Origin of the sequence: Aeoliella straminimaris, assembly GCF_024054565.1 — a bacterium.
Lineage (GTDB): Bacteria > Planctomycetota > Planctomycetia > Pirellulales > Lacipirellulaceae > Aeoliella > Aeoliella straminimaris.
In genome coordinates, this window is the sequence record NZ_JAMXLR010000016.1 from 1 (window position 1) to 26341 (window position 26341).

At 61.6% G+C, this 26341-nt stretch carries 16 protein-coding genes; 10 read left to right on the plus strand and 6 right to left on the minus strand.

Annotated elements, in window-relative coordinates; translation table 11 throughout:
* Positions 1-227: 227 nt before the first annotated feature.
* From NG895_RS03810 to NG895_RS03825, 4 genes are all read left to right on the plus strand, one after another.
* Positions 228-869 carry an MOSC domain-containing protein gene (locus NG895_RS03810; RefSeq protein ID WP_252851124.1) on the plus strand — a complete coding sequence of 214 codons (642 nt, stop codon included), beginning with the start codon at positions 228-230 and terminating at the stop codon, positions 867-869.
* 28 nt (positions 870-897) lie between these two features.
* Positions 898-2115, plus strand: coding sequence for a molybdopterin molybdotransferase MoeA (locus tag NG895_RS03815; RefSeq protein ID WP_252851125.1), 1218 nt, complete (start codon positions 898-900; stop codon positions 2113-2115).
* 350 nt (positions 2116-2465) lie between these two features.
* On the plus strand, positions 2466-4796 hold the full coding sequence (locus NG895_RS03820; RefSeq protein WP_252851126.1) for a PEP-CTERM sorting domain-containing protein: 2331 nt from the start codon (positions 2466-2468) through the stop codon (positions 4794-4796).
* Positions 4797-5136: 340 nt separating this feature from the next.
* Complete coding sequence (locus NG895_RS03825) at positions 5137-7359, plus strand: tetratricopeptide repeat protein (RefSeq protein ID WP_252851127.1); 2223 nt, start codon at positions 5137-5139, stop codon at positions 7357-7359.
* A gap of 23 nt (positions 7360-7382) precedes the next feature.
* Here NG895_RS03825 and NG895_RS03830 read toward each other — a convergent pair whose 3' ends face one another.
* The 3 genes from NG895_RS03830 to NG895_RS03845 all read right to left on the minus strand — a co-directional run bounded on the left by NG895_RS03830 (position 7383) and on the right by NG895_RS03845 (position 10684).
* Complete coding sequence (locus NG895_RS03830; RefSeq protein WP_261360658.1) at positions 7383-8405, minus strand: DUF1559 domain-containing protein; 1023 nt, start codon at positions 8403-8405, stop codon at positions 7383-7385.
* A gap of 25 nt (positions 8406-8430) precedes the next feature.
* The gene (locus NG895_RS03840) at positions 8431-9705 is read right to left on the minus strand and encodes a hypothetical protein (RefSeq protein WP_252851128.1); all 1275 of its coding nucleotides are present in this window, start codon (positions 9703-9705) and stop codon (positions 8431-8433) included.
* A gap of 199 nt (positions 9706-9904) precedes the next feature.
* Positions 9905-10684, minus strand: a complete 780-nt coding sequence (locus tag NG895_RS03845; RefSeq protein WP_252851129.1) for an alpha/beta hydrolase-fold protein — start codon at positions 10682-10684, stop codon at positions 9905-9907.
* Between the two features lie 39 nt (positions 10685-10723).
* Between NG895_RS03845 and NG895_RS03850 the strand changes: the two genes are divergently transcribed.
* Positions 10724-11818 (plus strand): glycosyltransferase family 4 protein, encoded by a 1095-nt coding sequence (locus NG895_RS03850; protein ID WP_252851130.1) that lies wholly within the window; start codon positions 10724-10726, stop codon positions 11816-11818.
* Here NG895_RS03850 and NG895_RS03855 read toward each other — a convergent pair.
* Together NG895_RS03855 and NG895_RS03860 are read right to left on the minus strand one after the other, a co-directional pair.
* Positions 11815-13128 carry a DUF1552 domain-containing protein gene (locus NG895_RS03855; RefSeq protein WP_252851131.1) on the minus strand — a complete coding sequence of 438 codons (1314 nt, stop codon included), beginning with the start codon at positions 13126-13128 and terminating at the stop codon, positions 11815-11817. The two genes, NG895_RS03850 and NG895_RS03855, sit on opposite strands and share 4 nt — an antisense overlap.
* A gap of 37 nt (positions 13129-13165) precedes the next feature.
* The gene (locus tag NG895_RS03860; protein ID WP_252851132.1) at positions 13166-15490 is read right to left on the minus strand and encodes a DUF1592 domain-containing protein; all 2325 of its coding nucleotides are present in this window, start codon (positions 15488-15490) and stop codon (positions 13166-13168) included.
* Between the two features lie 207 nt (positions 15491-15697).
* On the opposite strand from NG895_RS03860, the gene NG895_RS03865 reads away from it, so the two are divergent.
* On the plus strand, positions 15698-17047 hold the full coding sequence (locus NG895_RS03865; RefSeq protein ID WP_252851133.1) for an ATP-binding protein: 1350 nt from the start codon (positions 15698-15700) through the stop codon (positions 17045-17047).
* 108 nt (positions 17048-17155) lie between these two features.
* Positions 17156-17683, plus strand: a complete 528-nt coding sequence (locus NG895_RS03870; protein ID WP_252851134.1) for a response regulator transcription factor — start codon at positions 17156-17158, stop codon at positions 17681-17683.
* A gap of 12 nt (positions 17684-17695) precedes the next feature.
* Here NG895_RS03870 and NG895_RS03875 read toward each other — a convergent pair whose 3' ends face one another.
* The gene (locus NG895_RS03875) at positions 17696-20176 is read right to left on the minus strand and encodes a glycoside hydrolase family 127 protein (RefSeq protein ID WP_252851135.1); all 2481 of its coding nucleotides are present in this window, start codon (positions 20174-20176) and stop codon (positions 17696-17698) included.
* Between the two features lie 432 nt (positions 20177-20608).
* On the opposite strand from NG895_RS03875, the gene NG895_RS03880 reads away from it, so the two are divergent.
* The 3 genes from NG895_RS03880 (at position 20609) to nrfD (ending at position 26319) form a co-directional block, all read left to right on the plus strand.
* Positions 20609-21313, plus strand: a complete 705-nt coding sequence (locus NG895_RS03880; RefSeq protein ID WP_252851136.1) for a cytochrome c3 family protein — start codon at positions 20609-20611, stop codon at positions 21311-21313.
* Between the two features lie 71 nt (positions 21314-21384).
* Positions 21385-24765: a TAT-variant-translocated molybdopterin oxidoreductase gene (locus NG895_RS03885; RefSeq protein WP_252851137.1), complete on the plus strand. Its 3381-nt coding sequence runs from the start codon at positions 21385-21387 to the stop codon at positions 24763-24765.
* A 117-nt stretch (positions 24766-24882) separates the two neighbouring features.
* Positions 24883-26319 carry an NrfD/PsrC family molybdoenzyme membrane anchor subunit gene (gene nrfD, locus NG895_RS03890; protein WP_252851138.1) on the plus strand — a complete coding sequence of 479 codons (1437 nt, stop codon included), beginning with the start codon at positions 24883-24885 and terminating at the stop codon, positions 26317-26319.
* Positions 26320-26341: the final 22 nt, after the last annotated feature.

Below are 26341 nucleotides of genomic sequence, written 5' to 3' on the forward strand. Positions count from 1 at the left end.
ACTACAGATAGGCATAGCGGCAAATTGTACGTGAATCTCGGCAACCTAGCCGCCATCGACGCTACACGCCCGTGCGGCACGCACTAGGTGTTCAGTGTTGCAGGCGGTAAGAGTTCGTTACGTTAGAAACGTTCGGCTACTGCGCGATTCGTAGTGCCTGGTCCCGTGTCTTTGTCGCCGTGCATCGTCATTTGTCGAGCAGGCCAGTTTCAATTGAATCATTCGCTATGCAACTACTATCGATCAACGTGGGCTGGCCACAACTCGTGCAGTACCAAGGTCGAACCATCACCACGGCTATCTTCAAGCTGCCCGTCGAGGGCCAGGTGGAGGTAACCGAGATGGGGTTGGCTGGCGACGAGCAGGCCGACAAGTCGGTGCACGGCGGCGTGGATAAGGCCGTGTATGCGTACGACACCCAGGACTACCAGTGGTGGCAACAGGAACTCGACGGTCGCGAATTGGCGCCAGGTGAGTTTGGCGAGAATCTAACCGTCCAGGGCCTGCCCAGCGATCAGGTTTGCATTGGCGATCGTTACCGGATTGGCACGGTGCTGCTCGAAGTGACCCAGCCACGCCAGCCGTGCGCCAAGCTGGGCGTTCGCATGCAGATGCCGAGCATCGTCAAGCAGTTTCATCAAGCCGGTCGGCCAGGATTCTACCTCCGCGTGCTGGAGTCGGGCACGCTAACGGCGGGGGATTCCATCGAACGGGTCGAGCGGCCGGAGCACACGCTCTCCATCCCCGAGATCTACCGACTACGCTTCCATTCCTCCGCCAGCACCGCAGAGGTCACTCGCGCCGCCAACTTGACCCGCTTGTCCGAATCGTGGCGCGATGACTTTTGCAACCTTCTCGAGTCGCGGTAGAATAGATTCCGTTAAGGCGGTGACTAACATGCTTACAGTTGACGAAGCACTCCAGCTGGTGGGGCAGCACGCGGCACAACTTGCTCCGATCCGCATCCGCTTGCGCGACGCGCTGGGGCTGGTGCTCGCCGACGAAGTCACCAGCGACGTCGACTCGCCGCCCTACAACAAGGCGATGATGGATGGCTTTGCCGTCGTCGCCAGCGATCGCTCGCCCACGCGGACCATCATCGAGAGCATCATGGCCGGCGATGTCCCGCGTCGCCCTATCCGCCCGGGAACCACCGCCAGGGTGATGACCGGTGCCCCGCTGCCCGACGGCGCAACGGCCGTGGTGCCGGTGGAGCAGACCGAACTGGTGGACGACCGGACGGTGCGTCTGGAGTGGATCGATCCACCACCAGGCAAGCACATCATGCCGCAGGGCTTGTCGATGTCGTCCGGTCAGTGCATCGCGGCGGCTGGCAGGCGGATCGATTCGATCACCATGGCCGTACTGGCGGAAGCCGGCGCAGCGGTGCTGAGCGTCGTGCCGAGGCCCACCGTGTCGGTGCTGACCACGGGCAACGAACTGGTATCGGTCGACGAACGCCCGGCTGCCGGCCAGATTCGCAATTCCAACGGTCCGCTGCTCACCAGCGCCCTGTGCGAAGGCGACTACGCACCCAGCGTGCTGCCCTCGGGACGCGACGAACTGGACGAACTAGTCGAACTGGCCCAGCAAGGTTTGGAGGCCGACGTGCTGCTGGTTACCGGTGGCGTATCGGCCGGCGTGAAAGATCTGGTGCCCGCAGCCCTGGCCCAAGCGGGGGTGCAGCAAGTCTTCCACAAAGTGGCCTTGAAACCGGGCAAGCCGCTCTGGTTTGGCATCGTGCCGCGCGAACATGGACCGCCCCGGCTGGTGTTCGGGTTGCCTGGCAATCCGGTGAGCGGGTTCGTTTGTTTCCACCTGTTCGTGATTCCGGCACTGGCGGTACTGGCTGGTCGGGCCGATTCGGTGGTGCTGCGGCTCTCGAAGGGTACCTCTATGGGCGAGTTCGCCTACGGCGGCGGCCGCGAGATGTTTCGCCCTGCCTACGTCGATGCCCAGCAGCGGGTGGAGATATTTCCCTGGCATGGATCGGCCGATCTGGCGGGCATGGTGCGGGCCAATTGCCTGGTGCGATTGTCCGAAACTGGCGTCGAGTTGGCCGCTGGCGATCGCCTGGAGTATGTCCGGCTGCCGGGGATTAACCCTGGAAAATAAGACCTAAATGCCAGGAAGCACGGCACCTCGGCACCGTAGCGGCGCCCGCAAAATAGTTGACAAACAGGGCCTCCGTTAGTGATTATAGAGGGAACCCAGCTCCGCGGATCTCGCTGCGCATCGGACGCAGCCCCTTGTCGCAACCGATTGCGTCACGAAGAGGGAATCTGCAGCGGGCCAACGGAACAGAATCGCCAACCAGATTGGTTATCGTTTCAGCATTGTCAACCTCGCCCCGCGGGCCCACAGGCGAACGGCAATGCGGCGGCCGACGGAACCGTTCGTCGGCGTAAGCGACATCATACGTATTCGGCACCATTGGGGCGAAGTAAGAGAAAAAGGCACCTTTCATGACTCCTTCCGCGATCGTCTCCTCCCGCCCCAAGCTTGGGTGGGCTCGCTTCTACTTCGCACCGCTGCTGTTGGCCTGCTTGCTGCCGGCCGTCAATGTATTGGCCGATGTCGACCTGACGGGCGATTTCTATCCCTACGACAGCATCTTTACGGCTACCGACTTTAGCGAATCGGTCGATGCGGCCTTGTTCGGTACGGTGCTCGGCAACGAGGGCATCCAGGAATGGTTGCTGTTTCAGTACTTCGGCTTTGAGACTCCACCCGGGCCAGACTCCCAATTCCAGCACACTTTTGAAGAAGGCGACAACAACAAGGTCAACATCGAGATCGGCAGGTACGGTGTCGGCTCCATGGCGATGAACGGCGGCAGCATGCTGCGGTACGGCCATTTGATCATCGGCGGTTCGGTCGACGACATCGACGTCGACGATCCGGACGACTTCGGTCCCAGCACGGGCGTCGGCACTGTCACCATCTCGGGCTTTGGCACCGTGTTCAACAGCAACCCGGCCGAGGACCTGATTCCCGCCGCGCTGCGCGGCTTGGTCGATCCAACGCCACGTCCCGAAAGCGATGAAGGATACGACGTTTACGTCGGTCTGAGCGGCAGTGGCACACTCTATGTGTACGACGGTGGGCGGATGGAGATTGAAGACGGACTGTATGTCGGCCAGGGCCCCGAGAGCAATGGGTACGTGCTGGTAAGTGGCGTGGGATCGGTAATCGATCAGGCCGGTCTTTCTCCCACGGGTAGCAGCGGTGACGACCCGGATCCGAACCCCATGATCGTCGGTGCGCTAGGTAGCGGTGCGGTGCGAGTGGAGGATGGCGGATTGCTTCGCGCCGGCTCGGGCATCGGTATTGGATCGTTGGGCATTGCCCGACTCGGCGACCAGGACAGCGATGAAGACAGCCCCTTCGAGGACGAACCGCGCGTGGCTGCGGCTAGTGTGGAGATCGATGGAACCGGATCGCGGATCATAGCATCCGGTGGCGCGACGGTCGCCATTTTCTACGAGAACATGAGAGACTACGACAACAGCGTAACGTCGAATTCCTATTTGTCGATCTCGAATAGTGGCTCTATGGATGTCAATCGCATTGTCGATTCCGACGGAGATGCGGACGACGAAGCCGATTTCATTGTCGGGCATTCGGGCGTTGTCACGCTCGATTATGGAACCATCAACGTCTCCGATCGCATCCTGAACGATGGCATTCTGGGGGGCACCGGGCAGATCAACGGGGGCGCCTTCCGCAATCGCCGCGTGGGTACGGTTCGCGTAAGAGAGGACGAACTGCTGCGAATCTCCGCCTTGGGCGATGAACTGCAAAACGATGAGAACGGCTCCTACTTCATGGCCAACGATGGCGAGATCGACGTCCTCGGTGGCGAGATCGTCTTCGAGCGAATTGCAGTAGGCGTGAACGATCCGTTCTTCAATCGTATCGACGTGGGGACCGACCAGTTGCCGCCCAGGCCGGCCGTGATTCACGGTCAAGACGCCGTGATGCGATTCCGCTCCGGATTGGTCAATGCAGCTCAGTTGGCCTTCACCGCTGGCGACAACGTGCTGGAGGGCGACGTAATCAACGAGCTGACCGGCAACATTGTGCTGTCGGGCGGTGCCAACGCGGTGTTTGAAGACAATCTGGATAATCTTGGCGATATCGAACTTGGTCCCGATGGCACTAACGTATCGATGACCGTGTTGGGCGACTTCACGGGTTTCACCGGATCGACTTTGAGCCTGGGCCTGGGCTCGGGACCCAACGGTATTGCACTCAGCACGGTGACCGTGGCGGGCGATATCACACTGGGCGGCGAGTTGAACGTCGACCTCAGCAGCACGGGCGTGGCCCCGTTGGTACCGATGCCGGGCGACGAATTCGAAATCATGTCCGGTACCGGCCTGCTGAATGGTGTGTTCTCGGTGCTCTCGTTGCCGACGCTCATCGATCCGACCTGGAGCTGGGGCCTCGACTACAGCAATTCGGACGTCACCCTCGTGGTGCTCGATATCATGACGCTCGGGGGCGACTTCAACGGCGATGGCATCGTCGATGAAGCCGACCTGGCAGTCTGGCAGCAGAACTTCGGCATTCTCATGGGCGCCACGGGTGCTCAAGGCGATGCCGATGGCGATGGCGATGTTGACGCCGACGATTACTTCATCTGGTACAGCCAGGTCGGTGGTGCACCTTCGGCGCCGATCGCTTCGATCACGACAGGCCAGTTTGTGGGCCAGGTGCCCGAGCCCAGCACCGTGTGCCTGATGCTCGCCGCCGTAGCTGGCGGTTGGTGCTTGCGTCGCCGCCGCAAGTAGTCAACGTTCGCCTCTGGCGTTACGTCGGTGTTACGTTCTCTGCGCTGGTGGTCCAGGAGCATCTCGTGGCCAGATGCCAGTGGCCAGTCTGCGCCATCAAGTTGCCACGATTGGTTGTTTTCGGTCGCCAGCACTGCTTGCGCCAGGCGCGGAATTTGACGATTGTGGCGATTTCTCTTGGTATTCCTGTTGCAAGGCTTGCGCAGTAGTCGATAAGGCGCACAATCGCGGAAAGTAGCGACACACAGGTCACGCCGCGCTACGTAGCCAAACATTGTCGACGCCGGCCCCGGGAAGGGTGCTTAAGGTCGGCGTGACACGCGTTCAGGAGGAACACCCAATGCGTCTTTTCGGCCATTCCATTCGCATCGAGCAGATTGCTCGCGGTTGTCGCTTAGCCCTGGTGGGCGGCGCTATTTGCCTGGTTCCGACCAGCCTGTCGTACGCCGCGGACGACATCGCCTCGTCGGTTGTGAAGGGCAACTCGCGGGAAAGTTCGGTGGTGATTGCCAAGAGTAAGCTCGAACCGACCGAAATGGTGGAGGAGCAAGCCGACGGGCTGCAGCCCATCTCCACCGTATCGGACAACGAACCACAATTGGCGGATCCCGAGCAGCAGTTTGGCCCGCCGACCAAGAACGCCGCACTGGGCGCCGCCGACAAGGTGCCCGTAAAGATTGCCTCGAACACCACCGAGGTGGACGACGCACCCCCAACTGCTGGTCCGCAGCCGCCGCAGCCGGCCGTGTTCCACGGAATCCAGCCGGGGGTTTCGACCAAGAAGCAGTTGATTGATTCCTGGGGAACCCCCGACGAAGTCGGCCCCACGGAGACCGGCCAGTTGATGACCTTCCACATGGACAGCTTCCGGGGCGTAGAGGTGTTGGTGGAAGATGGCCTGGTGACGCTGATGAAGATCAGCCTCCACGCGTCGGCCTCGCCCGAACAACTTGCCGAGAAGGTGGCCGCCGATCCGGCCGAAGCGGTAAAAGTGATCAGCGACGAGACGGGCCACGTGGCCGCCTATGCCTATCCAGAACGCGGCATCGTGATGGTGGTCGACGAGTCGGACGATATCACTCCTCAACAGGCCGAGCGTGTGTCGGAAATGCTGCTGCAGCCGCTCGACGCCGAAACATTCTGCCTGCGTGCCGAACAGCGGACCTTGGGCGACCTGACGCTTCGCATCGCCGATCTGAAGCAGGCCGTGACACTCGCCCCGCGGGAATCGCATGCCCACTGGATGTTGTCGCGGGCATTGTCCGACGCCGGGCTGGCCGAAGAGGCCGAGGCCGAGGCCCAGCGGGCGGTGGATCTCGAACCGGAAAACATGGCTTATCGTCAACAATGGGGTAAGACGCTCGCAGCCGTTGGCGACTTTGACAACGCCGTGATTATCACTCGCGAAGTGTTGGATGCCGAGAACGTGGCCACACTGCCTCGTGCGGCCGCACTGCACGAAATGGGCCTGCTGGCCTCGCTGGGCGATGCCGAAATTGCCGGCAAGGCGATTGGCTTCCACAACATGGCCATCGCCGAAGCGGACAAACTGGCAACCAGCGACGTCGCCAGCGAACGCCGCGAGGCCAAGCGTCTGTTGGTCAACGCCCACCTGGCCATTGCCGTTGATATTTCGCATCGCGACTACGAAGACAACATGGACAACGTGGCCCAATGGGTTACCCGTGCTTCGGCGCTCGCCGAAGAGTTGATCGAGAACGACGGCGGCGATCTGGGGTTGCGAATTACCGTGGCGGAACGTTCGCTGGCGGCACTGGCCAACTTCAAGCCGTCCAATAATCCCGAGCCGCTGGTTCAGGAAATCGAGGACTCGCTGCGTGAGATCAAGTCGCAGACGGACGATCCCCTGTGGATCAGCCAATTGGAGTGGACGGCCGGTATCGCCTATCAGCACGCCCTGGAAATCGAGCATCATCGCCGCCATCCCAAGCAGGCGCTCGAGTACTCTGAAAAGGCCATCGAATTGATGGCCGACAAAGCGGAAGCACGCCGCGAACTGGCCGAGACGGAGCAGATGGTCGGCAAGCTGTACTTCCACATTGGTGCGGTGCACGCCGTGCATCAGTCGGAGCACAAAGAGGCTGTGAAATGGTACGACCGTGCCTTCCCGCTGATGGCCAGCGAGAAGGCGAAGTCGGAACTGGTGGTGCCCCGGCACGAAGGCGAGGCCCTGGTGAGCATGGCCGTTTCCTACTGGGACCAGAACGACCAGAAGCGGGCTATCAAGCTTACCGAGATGGGCGCCGATCTCATCGAGCAAGCCGTCAGCGGTGGCGTGATCACCAAGGACAACCTGGCGGTGCCTTACGGCAACCTGGCTGCCATGCACAAGCAGTTGGGCAACGCCACCGAAGCTCAGCGGTACGCCAAGCTGGTCGAATCGGTGAAGGGCAAATCCGGCACCGAAGCCAAGGCACCGGCCACTTCGAAGTCGCCAGGCATGGCCCGCAGTCGTAGCCAACAGAACTCGGCCACGGCCTCGCGCCGCAACAACACGGCACCCAGTCGTCAGCCGAGTCGTTCGCGGGTGATGAAGCGTTAGAGCACTCGTGCGGTGGGCGAGCGTCACTGCGGTGGCAATTCGCCACCATCGCGGGTTGCCATGGCTTGCCACACGGCCAGATCGACGTCGTCGCTGACGAACATCACCGAGCCATCGGCCATCAACACGTTCACCCCACCGGAGTGGTTACTGCGGGCAGCTCGCCAACCGTAAGGGCGGAAGCGGGTTTGAGGTGTGCTGTTGAAACCTGCCTCGACACCCATGCAATCGGGCACGGCCGAGTTAGGCAGCAAATAGTGGTTGTACATCGCACAGCGGTATTCGCCGTTCACCCAGGCGAACCCACGCGGGTCGGTGACATTCCACTGCTGCGTCGACGCACAGCGCGACTCGGTGAGATCTTTGCGAGTAATAAACTTGTACTCTAGCTGGGTGTCGTGGTCGGTGGCGCCGTTTCCAGCGGGTTGACCAAGCGTGCTCTCCGATGCCAATGCCGTGTTCGAAAGCCCGTCTTGAATTCGCGCCGGGCGGACGCGCGAGTTCTCGAACGCCAGTCCATCGGTATCGTGGGGAGCTCCGCCACCGATTCCCGATCCCGTGCAAAGCGCGTAATTGGTTGGCGCGAAGTCGGTGTTCTCGGTTTGGCCAATATCGCTAGGGCAAAGGAACTCCGGCACTCGAATGCGGACCGCATCCACGTTCTCGTCACTCACCACCAACTGAGGGGTGTAGAGCGGAACCGTCAAGTCGATTGCATCGTAGGCCGCCGTGTTTTCCATGTAGGGAGAAACATGAGCGAGCCCGCTCCAGCGATAGAAAGTCCACGGAGCGGCCGGCACCGCAGGATACTCCTGGGCCGTGGTGCCGGGTGGGAAGTACCCGAGAGCGCTTACGTGATTCTGGGAGGCGATTCCCAGTTGTCGCAGGTTGTTCTTGCACTGCGTGTTTCTCGCCGATCCCCGCGCGGCCTGAATGGCTGGCAGCAACAGCGCAACCAGGATGCCGATGATGGCTATCACCACCAGCAATTCGACCAGCGTAAAGCCGGTCGCATCCAGTTCACGTTTGGAGCGAACATACCTCATGCAGTTGCTTCTGTTGCGGTGGTGATTAACAGCAGCCCCGTTGGCGATACCAGCAAGCGGTGCCCAGCAGGGCCAGTCCGGCAACCCAGATGGCCGCAGGCTCAGGCACGTTGGCAACCAGCGAGGCGTTATCCGGCAGCAAGCCCGTGGATCCCAAGGTGTTACGCCAAATCGTGTAGTCGGCGATGTCGACCAGGCCATTGCCGTTGCCATCTGCACCACTGGTCGGAATAACCTCGCTACCGAAGTCGTCTTTCCACTTCAGGTAGTCGGCGTTGTCGACGGTGCCGTCGCCGTTGAAGTCGCCCGGCAGCAGATCGGGCACCACGATCACGGCACTCGCCGCCTGGATTCCGTCGACAAACGTCGCGGGCGGACTCGCCATGAAATCGAAGCTGAGCACCTGGCCCGAGGTCGCACCGCCAAACCCGAGCGTGGCCAACAAGATTGCATCGCCAGCGCGATTGAACGTCATGTTCGACGGCGAACTTATCGACTCCATGGCTGCTGGGGGAGCGGTGCCGAACACGCTGGGGTTGGTGCCATCGGGATCGTATTTCACGATGGTGCCGCCATCGGCGTTGGATACATAAATCGCGCCGCTATCGTCCACCAGGATACCTGCCGGACCGATGGCTCCATTCGGGCCGGTGGTGATGAAAGGAGCGATCGAGTCGTTCTCCACATCGACCTTGAAGATGGTTCCCAGATCGTAATCCGCAATTAGTAGATCGCCTGCCGTGTCGAAGGCCATGCCAGTCAGCCGGCCGAACTCGACGGTGGCGGATTCCAGCAGTGTATCGGTGGGGGCTCCGGTATCGGGATCGAAGATGCGCACGCCCGGCTTGCCACCTTCGCCAGATACGTCGTCCCCATCGATCACGTAAAGCATCGAGTCAGGCCCGATGGTGAGTGCAGGGAATCCAAACTGAGGTTGTTCCGTCTGGGTGGTGGCAAATACTCCGGCCGGCAGCGGTGCCGAGGGGTGTGGCAGCGGTGCACTCGTGGCGGCGTCGAACTGCAGTACCAGGCCCGAACTGTCGGCTACGAACAGTCGACCGTCGGAAGTGGTGGCCATGCTCGAAGGGAACAGGGGAACCGCAAAGTCACCCAGGGGAATGGAGACGGCCGGAACATCACCAACCGGCAGCGGGGTGCCCGTCCATTCGTCGTAGCGTTTAATGCCACTGGGTTGAAAGGTGACGGGGTCGACAGAACTGACCAGAATATCTCCCCGCACCTCCAGTGCAGCAGACAACAGGAACAGAAAACCAAACGTCCAGCAGGCAATTCGAATCATGATGCAGAAACTTCTCGACGGAGGGAATGGTGCAATGCAGGTGAGTTGGTCAAATCGCGCACTCGCGATGGCTGGTGGCCGGAAAGGAAGACGCCTGTTTCGCCTGCGGCCACCGGAGGTAGGGCCTCCTATGATAACGGAATTAGGACCTCTAACGCCACTATCGATCCTATGTCGACTGAACCCCGCGGGGTGGCGATCAGACCGGCAGTCGCAAATGTTCCTGCTCCAGGCCCTGGGCAACGAACTCCACGGCGCGGGGGGCCATGGCGTGAAAATAGTCCCAACTGTGTCCCCCTGCTGAAGTTACGATATCGCACTCGTGCGGAATGCCAAGTGACATCAGCTTCATTTGCAGCCGATCGGCCCCTTCGTGCCAATGGTCGATCGGGTCGGTGCAAAAAAACTGGTGACGGGGCCAGTTCAGGGGATGCACGTGCAGTGTGGCCGTATCTTGCCGGGCGTCCTCGGGGTCGCGGTACAACCGCCGCAGGGCAGCGGCGATTTCGGGTTGCGCAGGTGGTTGCTCAAGCCACAGGTGGAAGTCGATGGCGGGTGAAATGGCGGCCGCCACCGGAAATTTAGCGGGATGCTTGTAAGCGAGACGCAACGCCGCCTGGCCCCCCATGCTGATGCCCAGCAGGCCGATGCGAGGAGGCTCGATGCCCCACCGCGTCCGGATCTCGTGCACGACGTCGTGCACGACGAAGTGCTCGGCCGTGCGGTCCGCATCGAATACGTCCGAGGAGCGGTCGCTCCACCAGCTCTCGCCGGTGTGCGGAGCGACGACCCGCAAGCCTCTTGCGGCTAGTTCGGCTGTGAACACGGGGTCGTCGGCCAGATCTTCGCAACCGGCTGCGTGCAAGTAGATTGCGGCCAAACCGTGGGGATGGGGCCGCTCCGGCTCGAAGACGCTGACCCGATGTCCGGTGATTTCCACCGAGGACCACGCGCCAGCGGCGGAAGTTTTTTGTACCATGCTTATCTCTCCGATCGCCCTTAAGCTTTCTGTCTCACAATGTCTCAGCGTATTCTGCACGTCATTCAGTCGCTCGAGCGATACACGCCAGCGGACGAACTGCTCACCTTGTTGCCGACGCTCGCGGCGCTCGAATGCCAGCAGTCGGTGTTGGTGCTCGGACGCGGTGGTGCGCTGGCCGGAGCGTTTGCCGAGGCGGGAGTAGAACTTAGATGCCTCGAGCAGCGGTGGACGTTCGATCCCAGCATCATCGGCCAGCTGGTTATGCATGTGCGTCGCACCAGTCCCGAAGTGGTCCACACATGGGACCGACTTTCGCGGCGGTACGTCTCAGCGGCGGCGGCCAGTTCGCGGGGCTGGCGATTCGTGGCTAACTGGAGCTCGATGGAGCCTGCCCGGTTGCGTATCGGCATGCCGATGTTCTTCCCACGCACGCCCGATCGCTGGTTGGTGGAAAGCGAGTCGGTCCGCGAATCGCTTTCCAGACAACTGACTGATAGCGCGATCGCCGTGGTTCCTCCGGCGGCAGCGCCGGCCACATCGGATGCGACTCGCCGGGGCGAGTTGCTTGCCGAGTTCGGGTTGCCGGACGATGCACTGCTGATTGGTACGGCAGGGCAGTTGGTCGTGCCGCTGGGCATCAAGGAATTGATTTGGGCGGTCGACATGGTGCGGGTGCTGCATCCTAATATTCGGTTGCTCATCGCTGGAGACGGACCTCAGCGAGACCATCTACAGCACTTTGCCGCCACGGCCGCGGTACCCGAGAATATCTGCTTTCTCGGCGACACCGATCGGTGGTGCGACATCGTGCCGCACCTGGATGTTTACTGGCAAGGCACCGAAGTGCAAGCCATCTCGCCCACGGCGCTGCTCACCGCCATGTCGGCGGGCGTGCCGGTGGTGGCCAGCGACACGCCGCAACATCGTGAGTGGATCGAAGACAACCAGAACGGCTTTCTGGTGGGCTACGATGCTCGGGCCGATCGTACGCGGATCACCGACCAGTTGCTGGTCGACGCCGAGCTGCGGCAAACCATCGGCGAGGCAGCACGGCAACACTTCCACGAGCACTACATGCCGGCGGCCCGTGCGGAACAATTGGCCGACATCTATCGCCAAGCGAAGCTTTAGAGCGTCAAGGCTCCTGCGCCGCAGTAGTCGGGATTGCCGAACGTCTTGAGCTCGTGCCCGAAGCCGGCCGCCAGCGACATCAGCAGGCGGTTGTGGGCAACGCCGCCGAGCTTCAGCGAGCGGCCCATCTCCAGGTCGAGTCCTCCGCCCAGCATCACGAACGGCGTGTTCTCGTGCGTATGGCTGCTACCTTTGCCCAGTTCGTTGGTCCACACAATGGTAGTGTTGTCGAGCATGGTGCCTTCGCCGCCCGGTTCGGGGGTCTCGTCCAATCGTTGGGCCAGGTGGGCGATCTGCTCGCAGTACCAGCGATTGATTTTGGTCAGCTTGTCCATCGCTTCGGTGTTGCTGTCGGGCTCGTGCGACAGGCTGTGGTGCGGCTCATCGATGCCCATCCACGTCATTCGCGCCTGGCCCACCGAGTTCGTGATCTGGAAGGTGGCCACCCGCGAGAAGTCGTTCAGGAAACTGTGCACCATCAGTTCGATCTGCATGCGGGTCAGCTCGGGCATGTTTTCGTTCTTCCGCTCGATGTCGGGCGGCAGCTCCGGCTCGGCGTGATCGGGCGCCCGTTGGTCTTCGGCTTGTAGCGACCGCTCGAACTCGCGGACAAACGTTTCTTGTTGTTCCAGCAGTCCGCGATCTTCGGCACTCACCAGGTTGCGAACCTTGGCCAAATCTTCTTCCAGGTCGTCCAGAATGCTGGTCATGTTCTCGCGATCCTTCATTTCGCCGTACAGCTTGGCGAACATCTGATAGGGATCGTCGATCGGGGCAATCGGCTTGTTGGGGCCGCCGTACACCAGGCGGGTCCAGGTGTCGGCCCGCTCGGGCACCATCACGCCGAATTCCAGCGAGCCAAACCGCGTGCGGGTGGCCTCCTGGGACTGCAGATAGTTTTTGATCTCCTGATCGATCGACAAACCGCTGGCCCAACCGGCCGGCGTATCGCCACCCCCCTGGACGTTGCCGGGAAACAGCTCGATACCGGTCAACAGGCAGCCCATTCCGCGCATGTGCAGATCGCCGTCGCCGCGAACCGAGTTGTTCACGCCATGTAGCAACAACATGCGGTCCTTTAGCGGTTCGAGTGGCGTAAGGCTCTCTTTCAGCGTGAACTCGCTTCCCTCTTCGTCCGACCAGAACGTGGGGGGCACAACACCGTTGGGCGTGAACACAATCACCAGGCGCTGTTTACGAGCGCTGGAGTTGGAGAAAGCGAGGCTGGGGCGATTCATCAAGAACGGCGCCACCGCGGCGCTGAGGCCCATGGCACGAAGGAAATCGCGGCGCGTGTTGTGTCGACCCATATTGGCGTCCTTGGTAGGGATAAGGGGGAATATTGGCTTACTTGCTGGATTGCGAAGCGAGGTCGTCGTCGCGACCCACGCGGCTGGAAACCACGGCTACTTCGACGGCCAGTTGCCGAATGGAGTATTTACTCTCGACGAACGATTCATGCAACCGTTTGGCCACGGCAGGTCCGTATGCTTCGAGCGATTGTTGCACCAGGTAGCGGAACATCTGCTCGGTGAAGGCCTGGCTCACTTCGTCGCTGTCGGCCAGAAACTCGGCCAGCTCCCGCGCGCCGCTGAGGCTCACGGCCGGACCTTGCTGGGGCTGGTACTCGCCGCGATCGTCGATTGGCTTGTCCTGCTCGGTGTCGCGCAATCGCCCCACTGCGTCGAACCGCTCGAGCGTAAAGCCCAGCGGATTGATCAAGTGGTGGCACGTCATGCAGGCCGGCGGCTGCGTTTGCAGGGTGACCCGCTCACGCGTGGTCAGGTCGGGATGCAGGTCGGGCGACAGCGGGGCAATGGCCTCCGGTGGCGGCTTGAGTGCATGGCCCATCACGCCCCGAACCAGGAACACCCCCCGGTGAATGGGCGAGGTAACGTCCGAGTGGGCGAACTTGCTCATCACGTACGGATGGGTAATCACGCCAGCCCGCTCTCCATCGTCGAGCCGGGCCTTCGCAAAGTCGGCGGGGGGCTCGCCACCCAGGCCATAGAACTGGGCCAGCCGTTGATTGAGGAACACTTCGTCGGTCAAGAACAGTCGCCGATAGTCGGAGTCGTCGGACCACACCACTTCGTCGAGCAGCAGGTCGAGCGACGTTCGCAAGTCGGCCACCGTGTGGGCGTCGAACTGCGGATACCGCTCGGAGTTTTTATGCAAGTCGACCACCGAGTCGACCTGCAGCCAGGTGAACAAGAATTGTCGCAGCTTGCGCCGCGCGCGCGGATCGGCCAGCATTCGACTGGCCTGATCGCGGAGAGCATCGTCGCTCGACAAGCGGTCCTCGGCCGCGGCGGAACGCAGCTCCTCGTCGGGAAGCGAATCCCACAGCGACAGGGCCAGCCGCGCGGCCGTGTTTTGAGGTTCGTCGCCACCCGAGGCTTCGCGAAATAGAAAGCGTGGCGAGGTGAGTGTCATCAACAGCGCCCGACGGGTGGCCATTTCTTCGTCGTCCAGTTGCTCGAAGTGTTGGTCGACGTAGCGCTGCCGAAGCTCCTCATTCAGCGGACGACGGAAAGCCCGCTCGGCGAACTTGTGACAGAACTGCTGCAACTTTTCGTGGCGTTGTTCGTCCTTGTCGTTGGTGCCCGCCAGTCGGTTCAGGCGATCGCAAACGTAGGTGGCAGTTTCGATGGCTGCGGCCGTGGTGGCATCGAACCACGATTGCGACACGGCCGTACCGCGTTCCCAGCCGTAGCTGCGATCGTCGGGCGGAAAGTGCGTGGTGCAGGCGTAGGCCGGCGGAGCTTCGAATGGCGCCAGGCAGCGGGTGGGGATAACCTGCACGGCCCCCATCGGGGGAGCCCACATGAGTTGGATGGAGGCTTCGGAGACCTTTTTGTATTTCTCGTGCAGCTTCTCATCGCTCACACCTTGCGTACCGCGCGAGAATTCGAGCTTTAGCGGATAGGCACGCCCGCCAAGTAGATACACCTTCGCGCGGTACTCGTCGTCGTCGCCACTCTTCACCCATCGGTCGATGACGGCGGTTTCGTTGTCGTTTACCCACAACCGGCAGGCATGTTCGGTGCGGACGATGAACTCGTGCCAACCCGTTTCGGTGGGAAGCACAACGCCTTTCCAACGCATCGAATAGCGAAACGGATCTTCGATTTCCGGCACGGGGACTTCGGTGCCAAATTGGAAATCGATCGTGGCGTCGGTACGTGTTAAGGCGGCCTTGTCTCGTCCCTTGGGATTGCGGTCTCCGTAGTATTCGGCACTCAGCCCGCGCTCGTCGCCGATACTTGCTTGCCACAAAAAGCTGCCTACCAGGTCGGCGGTTACCTGGCGATACTGGTTCACCGTGAGCCGCGCCAGTTCGATGGCCGGTGGTTCCAACCGCGCGCGAGCAATCGCCGAGTAGAACGAGTCGTGAACGTAGCGGGCGATGTTCTGCGCCTCATCGCGAGTGAGCGACTCGGGGTTGTCTGCGGGCATCGTGAGCCGGATTTGCTCGGCCAGTTGATCGACAGACAAATCGCCTGCCAGCGGAGAGGGGTAATCTTCGGTACCCGCGCCTTGCTGGCCGTGGCAGCGAACACACTGTTGGGCGTACAGTTGCTCACCGGCCTCGTTGGCCAGGCACGGTGCTCCGGTGACGAGAAGGCCGACCGCTGTAGCCCAGAATAGATGCTTGAGTCGCGATTGCATGGTGGGAACCTTCGGAAGTGGTGTCGCCGAAAGTTGAGGTGAGGAAGGACCCGTTATTGTGCCGTATTTGGCCGACGGAAGCAAACTTTGGCAGTTCGAGGGTCGAACAGAACTTCCGGGTAGAGAAGGTTTATTCGCCATTCTCGGGCCATTCGCCCCGGTTTGGCGGCATTGCGCGGCTCGAAACTTCGCCTGTCAGTAAGGATAATGGACCCGATTGCCCACAAGGACTCGCGGTTGAACCTACCTGTCAACAATGTCGACTTGCCCACCACGCGGCTGGCTGTTAATGCGCCGTGGCTGGTAAAGCTGCGCTGGGTAGCGGTGGTGGGGCAACTAGCCACTATTCTGTTTGTGCAGTTTGGGCTCGATGTCCCGTTGCCGCTGGTGCCGCTGGTCGCAGCGCTTGCCGTGACGGCTGCCACTAACGCCGCGCTCGACCGGTGGGTGCGGCAGGCGGTACGTCAGCGAGTGGTTACGCCTCGCAAGGCATCGGGCGTGATCGCCGCGGTGATGTTGCTCGACCTGGTGGCGCTGACGGTCATGCTGTACGTGACGGGCGGGCCGACCAATCCGTTTGTGGTGTTCTATGTCGTGAACTTGGCGCTGGCTGGCGTATTGCTCGAGCCGCACCTGGCCTGGGTCCTGATGCTGGTGGCCTGCGCCGGCATGACACTGTTGTTCTGGCATCGTTGGCCGGTGGAGGTGTTGAGCGATCCGGCGCGGCTGACCAGCATGGCGTCGCAGCAGCAGCTGCCCTTGGCGGCGATGGGCGAGTTGGTCGCCCTGGTGGCCGGCACCGGCGTGATCGTGGCGTTCATCACCCGCGTGACGAGCGAACTTCGCGCCAGCCAGCGCGCCCAGCAACGGGCCGAGGAGCGCCGCGCCCGTAGCGAGAAGCTCGAAGCGTTAGGCACGCTGGCCGCTGGCGCCGCGCACGAGCTGGCCACTCCGCTGTCGACCATTGCCGTGGTGGTGAACGAAGTGCAGCGAGAGCTGGCCGCGCACGATTTGCCGGAACACATTGCGGCCGACCTGGAACTGGTGCGGCGCGAGTTGGCGCGCTGCCGAACCATCCTCGACCGCATGTCGTTCGACGCCGGGCAGTCGATCGGCGAGGCGCTCGAGCGCATCACCACGGGCGATCTAGTGGAACTGGTGATCGAAGACATGTCGGCGGCCGATCGCGTGCATGTTGAGGCCGATGAGGCCGCATCCCAACGGTTGGTGCAGGTGCCACCGGTGGCCGTGGCTCAAGCGATTCGCGGGTTGGTGCAGAATGGTCTGGATGCGTCGACCGACGTGGTGGTCATTAACGTTACCGGCCAACCGGCCAAGATGCAGCTTGCCATCGTCGACCGCGGCACGGGGATGCCACCCGAGGTGCTGGCCCGAGCGGGCGATCCGTTCTTCACCACCAAGCAGCCAGGGCAGGGGATGGGACTCGGTCTATTCTTAGCGCGGAGCGTTGTCGAGCGACTAGGTGGCTCGCTGGACATTCAGTCAGCCGCAGGCGAGGGAACCACCGCGGTGGTCGAATTGCCCACAAGCGATTAGAGTAAAGGTAAGAGACAACCGCCGATGAAAGGCCTGATTGCCTAAGCCTTCCTGCTTCCCGTACAGGCACCTTTCGGCCGGCGAATCGCAGGCGGAGAACTGTAGACTATGCCCACGCTATTTCTGGTTGACGACGACGAGATGCTCCGCGAACGGATGGGGCGGGCTCTGACGTCGCGCGACTACGACGTCGTCGAGGCGGGCACCTACGAAGAGGCCGTGGAGCATCTGGATACGCTGCGGCCCGATCGGGCGGTGCTCGATCTGAAGATGCCGGGTGGGTCGGGCCTGTTACTGCTGAAGCTGCTCCGCGAGCGCTCGCCCGAGACCAAGGTCGTGATGCTCACCGGTTACGGTAGTATTGCCAACGCCGTCGACGCGATGCGCGAGGGAGCGGTGGGGTACATCGCCAAGCCGGCCGACGCCGATCAGGTGCTGGCTGCCTTCGACGCCCAACCGGCGCTGTACGCCGAGACCACCTCACAGGACTTCCAGCCACCTTCGCTGGCCGAAGCGGAGTGGAATCACATCCAGCAGGTGCTGGCCGATTGCGATGGCAACCTCAGCCAGGCCTCTAACCTGCTGGGCATTCCCCGCCGCACGCTGCAGCGAAAGCTCAAAAAGTTGGCTCCCTAGCTGCCTGAGCTTTCAGTCAACCTCTTTGGTTTCGATGTTCACCGACAGGATGCCGACCGTGGTCTCACGATTCCGGGGGGTCATAAAGATGCGTACGCGGCGCGTCTTCAGCTGTTTGGCCGGGTGGACCGTGTTGTACAGATCGGGCAACGAGCTGTACTCGTCGGTGTTATAAATTTTGACCTTCTGCCACCGGCTTCCACGGGGCACGGCCAGGTACCAACTGCCAGGCAGTTGCACGCCGCCGCCATCGTCGTAGAAGTAGACGCCCAGGCTGTTGAGCGTTTGCTTCTTGCCCAGGTCGATCTCCACCCACTGCGTTTCGCCCAATTGCTGCCAACTGGTCCAGCGGCGGATGGACGTGTCGGACGACGACTTGGGGGTATGCTTCATCCGCACGGCGTCGACCGCATCCATGTCCCAGGTGTGAGAGGCCGATGCGCCAGCGAACTTCAGATTCTCCGGCGCCGACTCGTCGACCTTGGCCAGGCCCTCGGTGGTCGGAATCCAGGTGATCATTGAGCCACGATCGCGGTTCGACCAGGCGAAGTAGGGAATGAGCGTGAGTTGCGTGTCCTGTGCGCCGTCGATTCGCTTCTCACGAACTGGCAGCACGATGTCGGTCAGTCCGGCGAGCGGACCACGATTGATCGTTTCGACGCGGGCCTCCTGCAACTCCTCGGGCGTGGGCGTACGCTCGAAGTACAGCCGTTGTACGGCGCCGCCGTTGTCGATCTGCTCGGCCGAGTACAGCAACGGCCCTCGCGAAACAGCGATGCGGTCGTGGTTGGCTTCCACTTGCGGAGTGCAGAGGTTCGCATGCACCGGCATTGGCAGCTTCAGCAGCACCTTGTCGCCCGGTTGCCAGGTCCGTTTGATCACAGCAAATCCGCGAACCATATCAACCCGAACGGGCTTGCCGTTCACTTGGATCTGCCAGGCGCCCGACGGCGCGAGGTAGTGGTACAGTTCGCCGGGCACGAACTTCTCGCCCGCCCAAGTGGGGATGCGTAGCGCCAGTTCAAATTCGGCCGGTTCGTCGGGCGAGACCTTGATGGCGATCTCTCCATCGTACGGATAGCGTGTCTGTTGGGTGAGTTGGATCTTTCGATCGCCCAGCGACAGATCGCCCTGGTTGCTGCCGTATAGCAGGCAATAGACGCGATGGTGGTTCGTGGCGTACATGTAGCCGGCCACTTGAGGGATGAGCCGCGCCAGGTTCGAAGGGCAGCAAGCCGTGCCGAACCACCCCGAGCGAGGCGCGTGGCCGGCTTCGGCTTCCAATGGGTTGGGGTAGAAGAAGCTGGTGCCATCGATGCCGATACCTGCCAGGCAATTGTTGTAGAGGGCTACCTCGGCCACATCCACGTACTGGGCGTCGCCATGCTTGAGGAACATCCGCAGGTTGAACAACACGTTGCCCACCGCTGCGCAAGTTTCCAGGTAGGTCTCCATGTTCGGCAGTTGGTACTCGGGGCCAAAACCCTCGATGTGCGGAACCGCACCCAGCCCACCTGACAGGTGCATTTTAGTGTCGATAATGCTGTGCCAAATGCTGTCGAGCGCCGGGCCGTAGTCGTCGGTGCCCATCAGGCTGTCGACTTCGGCCATCGCGGCGTACAGATAGCACGCCCGCACGGCGTGACCGACGGCCTCGGTTTGCTGGTCCACCGGCAGATGTTGCTGGGCATACTGCGGCGAATTCACCCCTTGGCCGTCCGGAACAAACGAACGGCCGCGGATGTCTAAAAACCGCTTGGCCATCTCCAAGTACTGTTTCTTGCCGGTGTACAGGTACAGTTTCACCAAGCCGAGTTCGATCTCTTCGTGCCCAGGGGCCTGATTCACCGGCTTTCCGGCGTTGTAGTTGGGGTCTCCCTCGAAGAACACACGTTCCACGTGCTGGGCGTTCTTTTCGGCCACGTCCAGCAGCTTGGTTTTTCCCGTGGCTTGGGCGTAGGCCACGGCCGCCTCGTACAGGTGACCCATGTTGTACAGTTCGTGGCTGTGGATCACGTAGCTGTACGGACGGGGGCCCATTTCGCCCTCGTTAATCGAGTGGGTGATGTGGGCGACGTACAAGTAGCCGTCGTCCTGCTGAGCCCGGGCGATGATGTCGATGATGCGGTCCATGATCGCCTCGACGCCCGGATTCGGCTCCGCCTGAATCATCAGCGCCGCGCCTTCCATCACCTTGTACAGGTCCGAGGTTCGGAAGCGGTGCGGAGGTGGGGTAGGGCCCTGACTGCCGTGCTCCAGGTAGTTTGCGCAGAGCCGCAGGCTTTCCAGGGCGCCCTCGGTGTTGCTGAACGCATGGGGCAACGTTCGCTCCACCAATTGGCGAGTTCGCGGCGCCCAGATCTGGTCCATCATGTCGACCTGATGAAACGGCACCATACGGATCGCCTGATTGGCCGCCGCAGGGTCCGCTTCGCCCCGCGCAGAGACGCAAGAAATGATCGGGGTGAGCAGGGCCACCCAATACACAGCCATTCGATTGGAATTCAAAACCGCCATAGAACTTCAGTCTAGAGAGGAGCAGTCGCTAAAAGCATCAGCCTAGTATTTGCTATCCCGTGGGTGGGCCAAAATTCGACGAAAAAACGGAGGACTCGGAGCGATTCGGCTCAAGTGGAGGCGAACCGCGCGGGGCACCGAAGCTGACCTGACGGTTTGCACCATTTCCAGGAACCCCCCCCATGTGGGTGTGACGATTTACCGCTTCGTCACAATCCGATGTAGGTAGTTATGTTAGTGGGCTACTACCGAGCTTTTTCGCACAGCCCCCGCTTGGCCAAATGCGCCGTTTCGGGTTAACTGTGTGCAGTTTTTCATGTTGCGCCACGCGGCGGCAGTGGGATGAGACACGCCTGCGGCCCGCTGACGGGGTTAGTCCGGGAATTTCTCTGCGCTGGAAGCAGGTCTGTGGATCGATTCTATTTTCCTAGTTGGGTCAATCGCTTTGTCGTGTTGCTGGGCTTAGGCGCCGGTGCCGCGGTGACGTATGGCGTGGTGGCCTACACCTACGGCACACTCCCTTCGACTCTGAACATCGGCTACTCGCCCGAGCAGCCGGTGCCATTCAGTCATCAACTCCATGCCGGCGAGTTGAAGATGGACTGTCGCTACTGTCACACTACTGTGGACAAGTCCAGCTTCGCGGCCGTTCCCCCCACGGCAACCTGCATCAATTGCCACAGTGGTGCGAATGCCAACGGTACCACCGAGTACACGGCCATCCATGCCACGAGCCTGAAGCTGCTGCCGATACGCGAAAGCTACCGCACCGGTAAGCCCGTCGAATGGCAGAAGATCCATGATCTGGCCGACTACGTCTACTTCAATCACGCGGCCCACGTGAATCGAGGTGTCAGCTGCGTGGAGTGCCACGGCCGCGTCGACCGCATGCCGCAGGTGTGGCAGGACAAGTCGCTGGCGATGAGCTTCTGCCTCGACTGCCATCGCAATCCTGTCCCGCGTCTGCGGCCACAGAGCGAAATCACCAATCTGGCGTGGACCGGCCAGCCGAATCCCGACGACCCGGAGAGCATGAAGAAACATGCCCTCGAGATGGAAAAGGAATACGGCAAGATTCACGCCAGCACGAACTGCTCTACCTGCCACCGTTAATCGCAAGGGTTTTTGGGCCGGGTGGCGAGTTGTTGCTCGCGGCCGAGTCTAGAAAACAGACCTTACTGACTATGACCGAAACGAAGATTCCCAAATACTGGCGCAGCTTGGAGCAGCTCGAGAATTCCGAGGAGTTCCAGGAGTTCATGCACCGTGAGTTCCCTGTGGCTGCCTCTGAGTTTCCCGCCGGCGTATCGCGTCGTCGTTGGCTGCAATTGATGGGCGCGTCGTTTGCCCTGGCCAGCGTGGCTGGCTGCCGGTGGAAGACCGAGAAGATCGCCCCCTTGGTGGAACGTCCCGAAGAGTACATCCCGGGCAACACGCAGAAGTACGCCACCACCATCGAACTGGCCGGCGCCCCGCGGCACTTGCTGGTCACTTGCTACGATGGCCGTCCGATCAAGGTCGAAGGCAACCCCGACCATCCCGGTAGCCTCGGCGCCACGGATAGTTTCTCGCAGGCCACGACGCTATCGCTGTACGATCCCGATCGTTCGAGCACCGTCCGCCAGCGGCTGGCTTCTGACGTGTCGGCCAAGAATTGGGAAGACTTCGAAACGTACTTCGAGGGGCAGCTCACCAAGCTCCGCTCGGGGCAGGGCGCCGGCTTGGCCGTGTTGGTGGAGCCCAGCAGCTCGCTGACGATGGCGGCCACCGTCAAGAAGCTGGCCGACGCCATGCCGCAGGCCAAGCTGTACGAGTACGCTCCGCTGGATCGCACCACCGAACGGGCGGGCGCCGAGCAAGCCTTTGGCTCCAAGGTGCGGACGCACTACAAGCTGGCCGATGCCAAGGTGATCGCTTCGTTCGAGTCGGACCTGCTGTGCGGCCACCCCAACGCGACCCGCTACGCCCGCGATTGGGCCGCCACCCGCGAATTGGGCGACGACCCCGCGCATCCCACCATGGGCCGCACGTATGCCGTGGAGAGCCAGTTCAGCGTGATTGGCGCCGCGGCCGATCACCGCGCGGCGATCAAGAGCAGCGACATCGGTGCGGCGCTGGCCGAGGTTCGCGACATGGTTCGCCAGCGACTCGACGGCACCCCGCCCGAAGAACTCCCCGAGTTCGCCGAGCGGCAGAAGTTCGTCGAAAAGATCGAGCAGGCCGAACACCCCCGCCAGGCGCTCGAGGACGAGAAGGCTCCGCCGGTCACTGCCAAGCAGGTGCTGTGGGCACTGGCCGACGATCTGGCCGCCCATCAGGGCGAAAGCGTCGTGGCGGTTGGTCCCCGCCAGCCCGCTGAGGTTCACGCCCTGGCGTACGAGCTCAACTCGATGCTGGGTAACCTCGGCAAGACAGTCGTGTTCACCGACGAGCCGGAAGAGGAAGTCGAGAAGGGCACCATCAGCGACCTGTCCGCCGCACTCGACGCCGGCGAGGTCGAGACGCTGGTCATCATCGGTGGCAACCCCGTGTACGACGCGCCGGCCGACCTGGGGCTTGGTAAGAAGATCGATGGCCTGGTCGAAACCATTCGCCTGGGTTACTACGAGGACGAGACCTCCGAGCTTTGCCAGTGGCACGTGCCGATGTGTCACCCCTTTGAAACGTGGGGCGACTCGGTCAGCTACGAAGGCATGCCGAGTGTCTCGCAGCCGCTGATCGAGCCGATTTACGAATCGCTCTCGCCGCTGCAGATGATTGGCAAGCTGGCCGGCATCGCCACGGGGCAGCCGCAAGTGCTGGTTCGCGAAGCAATGTCGACGGTTGCCGCCTCGGGGCTGAGCGACGACGCCTGGGACAAGCTGCTGCACGACGGATTTGTCGATTCCAGCGTGCTGACGGTGGCCAATCCCTCGGTTGTCGAGGGGCTCGACGTCAAGCCGCCGCAAAAGACCGATGCCAAGCTGATGGAGGTCGTGTTCACGTCCTCGGCCAGCGTGTACGACGGTCGTTTTGCCAACAACGGCTGGCTGCAGGAGACGCCCGACTTCATCACCAAGGTCACCTGGGACAACGTAGCGATCGTCAGTCCGCACACCGCCCAGAAGTTGCGGGTGAAGCAGGGCGATGTGCTCGCCATCAGCATCGGCGAGGAAACCATCGAACTGCCGGTGTACATGCTGCCGGGGCAGGCCAACGGCTCGATCGGCGTTCAACTGGGTTACGGCCGGACGGCCGCCGGTGCCGTAGGCGGTCAGAAGGTCGAAGGCCTGTCGATTCCGCGATTCCGCCGCTGGTGGAGCCCGATGGGCGAGCCCGAGTCGATCGTGGTCGGCACCAATGTTTACCCGGCCCGCACCACCGACGCCATGCACGTGGCGCAGTTGGAGAAGGAACCGCAGCCCGCCGGCAAGACTTACAAACTGGCCACCACGCAGGATCACTTCGCCATCGACAAGGTGGGGCTGGAGATCATCAATGGCCGCATCGGCGACCTGGTTCGCGAGACATCGGTCGAGGGCTACTCGGAAATGCCCGACTTTGCCGCGCATGTCGTGCATGAGGTAAAGACCGACCCGCTGTTCCCCGACCGTACCTGGGGACGTCCGGCCAATGAGGGCGAGATCATCGAGCCCATCAATCCGGTCAAGTCGCCACACGCCTGGGGCATGTCGGTCGACTTGAACAAGTGCATTGGCTGCAATGCCTGTTTGCTCGCCTGTCAGAGCGAAAACAACGTGCCGGTTGTGGGCAAGGAACAGGTGGCCATCGGTCGCGAGATGCACTGGATTCGCATCGACCGGTACTTCCGTGGCATGCCGGATGACTTCAACAGCGAAGACCCCGAAAGCCCACAGGTTGCCACGCAAATGGTGACCTGTCAGCAGTGCGAAAGCGCCCCGTGCGAGGAAGTGTGCCCGGTGGCGGCCACCACGCACACGGACGAAGGCCTCAACGACATGGTCTACAACCGCTGTGTCGGTACGCGTTACTGTGCGAACAACTGCCCTTACAAAGTGCGACGGTTCAACTACTTCCACATGACCGGCTACATGGAGAAGCCGGAGAACCAGTTGATCCAGCTGGTCAACAACCCGGAAGTTACCGTTCGCAGCCGTGGTGTGATGGAAAAGTGCACCTTCTGCACCCAGCGCATCGCCAAGGCACGCACCGATGTTCGCATGACCGGCAAGCCCATTGCCGACGGCGACATCCAGACCGCCTGCCAGCAGGCCTGTGCCACGCGAGCGATCGAGTTTGGCGATCTGCGGGATGAAGAGAGCCGGGTGAGCCTCAATCACAAGGACCCGCGTGCCTATGGCATGCTGGCGGAGTTGGACGTGCGGCCACGCAATAAGTACCTGGCCAAGGTCTCCAATCCGCACCCGATGCTGGCCGGACCGGTCGTATTGCCGGAAGTGCACGGGCACCACGGCGAGGGCGGAGAGCATGCCGAGGGCGGAGAGCACCACGAGGGCGAAGAACACAATGGCAGCGAACACGGCAGCGACAGCAGCGAGCACGCCGCCCGTCGCGATCCGAGGATACTGCCGATTATTGGGTAAGCAGGCAAACGAACAGGTCGGGAGATTGTTTCCCTGGCTGGCTCGCCATGCTTCCCACGTTGCAACACAAAACCGCACGAATAGTTAACCACCACTAATCAACAGTCAAATACAGTCATGGCATCGGGTGATTTAGTAGTGAACGGTGGACCGGTACCGGTTGCCGACCAGCGCGATCCACGGTGGGTGAATCCTCCGTTGGTCGAGAAGAGTCAGACCTACGAGTCGATTTCCGACTCGATCTGCTCGATCAACGAACAGGAAGTTCAGAAGACCCCGGCCGGATGGCTGATGGCGTTTGCCGTCAGTTCGGCCCTGGCCGGTTTTCTGGCCGCGCTGATTGGATACCTCATCTTCACCGGTGTCGGTGTGTGGGGTAACACGAGCCCCATCTTCTGGGCCTTCCCGATCGTGAACTTCGTGTTCTGGGTCGGTATTGGTCACGCCGGTACGCTGATTTCCGCCATTCTGTTCATCTTCCGCCAGGACTGGCGAACCAGCATCAACCGCTTCGCCGAGGCGATGACCATTTTCGCGGTGGTCTGCGCTGGTACGTTCCCGGGTATTCACATCGGCCGGGTGTGGTTCGCGTACTTCCTGTTCCCGATTCCCACGACTCACCTGTACATGTGGCCGAACTTCCGCAGCCCGCTGTTGTGGGACGTGTTTGCGGTGGGCACGTACGCCTCGGTGTCGCTGGTGTTCTGGTATATGGGCATGATTCCCGACCTCGCCACGCTTCGCGATCGGGCCAAGGGCACCATTCGCCAGATGGCCTACGGCATCGCTTCGCTGGGCTGGACGGGCAGTGCCTCGCAGTGGCGGGTGTACGAGAAGGCTTACGTCCTGCTGTCGGCCCTGGCCGCCCCGCTGGTGCTTTCGGTGCATACCATCGTTAGTTTCGACTTCGCCGTGAGCCAGCTGCCTGGTTGGCACACCACGATCTTCCCGCCGTACTTCGTCGCGGGTGCGGTGTTCAGCGGTTTTGCGATGGTCATCACGCTCATCGTGCCGTGCCGCAAATGGTACGGGCTGGAGCACGTGGTGACCATGCAGCACCTGGAAAACATCTGCAAGATTCTGCTGGCCACCGGCACGATGGTCGGCCTGGCGTACACCACCGAGTTCTTCCTCGCCTGGTACGGAGCCGTACCGGGCGAGCAGGACGCGTTCATCAACCGGATGTTCGGTCTGCAGTGGCCCGCCTACTACATCATGTTTACCTGCAACGCGATTATTCCGCAGTTGTTCTGGATCAAGAAGTTCCGCACCTCGACGGTGTTGATGTTTATCATTTCGATCTTCGTGAACATCGGTATGTGGTTCGAACGTTACGTGATTGTGGTTACCACGCTCGAGCGACCGGCCCTGCCAAGTAGCTGGAATGCATTTAGCCCCACGTGGGTCGACTTTGGCATGTTGATCGGCAGCTTCGGCTTGTTCTTCACGCTGTTCCTGCTGTTCCTGCGGTTCCTGCCCATCGTGGCCATGTCCGAAGTCAAGGGCGTCATGGCCCACGAGAAGGCCCACCACCCTGACCATGCCGACCACTAGCGATTCGTAAGGCTCTCCTATA

Bases quoted from the DNA above. Each gene is read 5' to 3' on its own strand.
- NG895_RS03855 (WP_252851131.1), bottom strand. From the start codon at position 13,128: ATGGGTCGACACAACACGCGCCGCGATTTCCTTCGTGCCATGGGCCTC.
- NG895_RS03865 (WP_252851133.1), top strand. From the start codon at position 15,698: ATGGACCCGATTGCCCACAAGGACTCGCGGTTGAACCTACCTGTCAAC.
- NG895_RS03830 (WP_261360658.1), bottom strand. From the start codon at position 8,405: ATGAGGTATGTTCGCTCCAAACGTGAACTGGATGCGACCGGCTTTACG.
- NG895_RS03860 (WP_252851132.1), bottom strand. From the start codon at position 15,490: ATGCAATCGCGACTCAAGCATCTATTCTGGGCTACAGCGGTCGGCCTT.
- NG895_RS03885 (WP_252851137.1), top strand. From the start codon at position 21,385: ATGACCGAAACGAAGATTCCCAAATACTGGCGCAGCTTGGAGCAGCTC.
- NG895_RS03815 (WP_252851125.1), top strand. From the start codon at position 898: ATGCTTACAGTTGACGAAGCACTCCAGCTGGTGGGGCAGCACGCGGCA.
- NG895_RS03825 (WP_252851127.1), top strand. From the start codon at position 5,137: ATGCGTCTTTTCGGCCATTCCATTCGCATCGAGCAGATTGCTCGCGGT.
- NG895_RS03810 (WP_252851124.1), top strand. From the start codon at position 228: ATGCAACTACTATCGATCAACGTGGGCTGGCCACAACTCGTGCAGTAC.
- NG895_RS03840 (WP_252851128.1), bottom strand. From the start codon at position 9,705: ATGATTCGAATTGCCTGCTGGACGTTTGGTTTTCTGTTCCTGTTGTCT.
- NG895_RS03870 (WP_252851134.1), top strand. From the start codon at position 17,156: ATGCCCACGCTATTTCTGGTTGACGACGACGAGATGCTCCGCGAACGG.
- NG895_RS03845 (WP_252851129.1), bottom strand. From the start codon at position 10,684: ATGGTACAAAAAACTTCCGCCGCTGGCGCGTGGTCCTCGGTGGAAATC.
- NG895_RS03820 (WP_252851126.1), top strand. From the start codon at position 2,466: ATGACTCCTTCCGCGATCGTCTCCTCCCGCCCCAAGCTTGGGTGGGCT.
- NG895_RS03850 (WP_252851130.1), top strand. From the start codon at position 10,724: ATGTCTCAGCGTATTCTGCACGTCATTCAGTCGCTCGAGCGATACACG.
- NG895_RS03875 (WP_252851135.1), bottom strand. From the start codon at position 20,176: ATGGCTGTGTATTGGGTGGCCCTGCTCACCCCGATCATTTCTTGCGTC.
- nrfD (WP_252851138.1), top strand. From the start codon at position 24,883: ATGGCATCGGGTGATTTAGTAGTGAACGGTGGACCGGTACCGGTTGCC.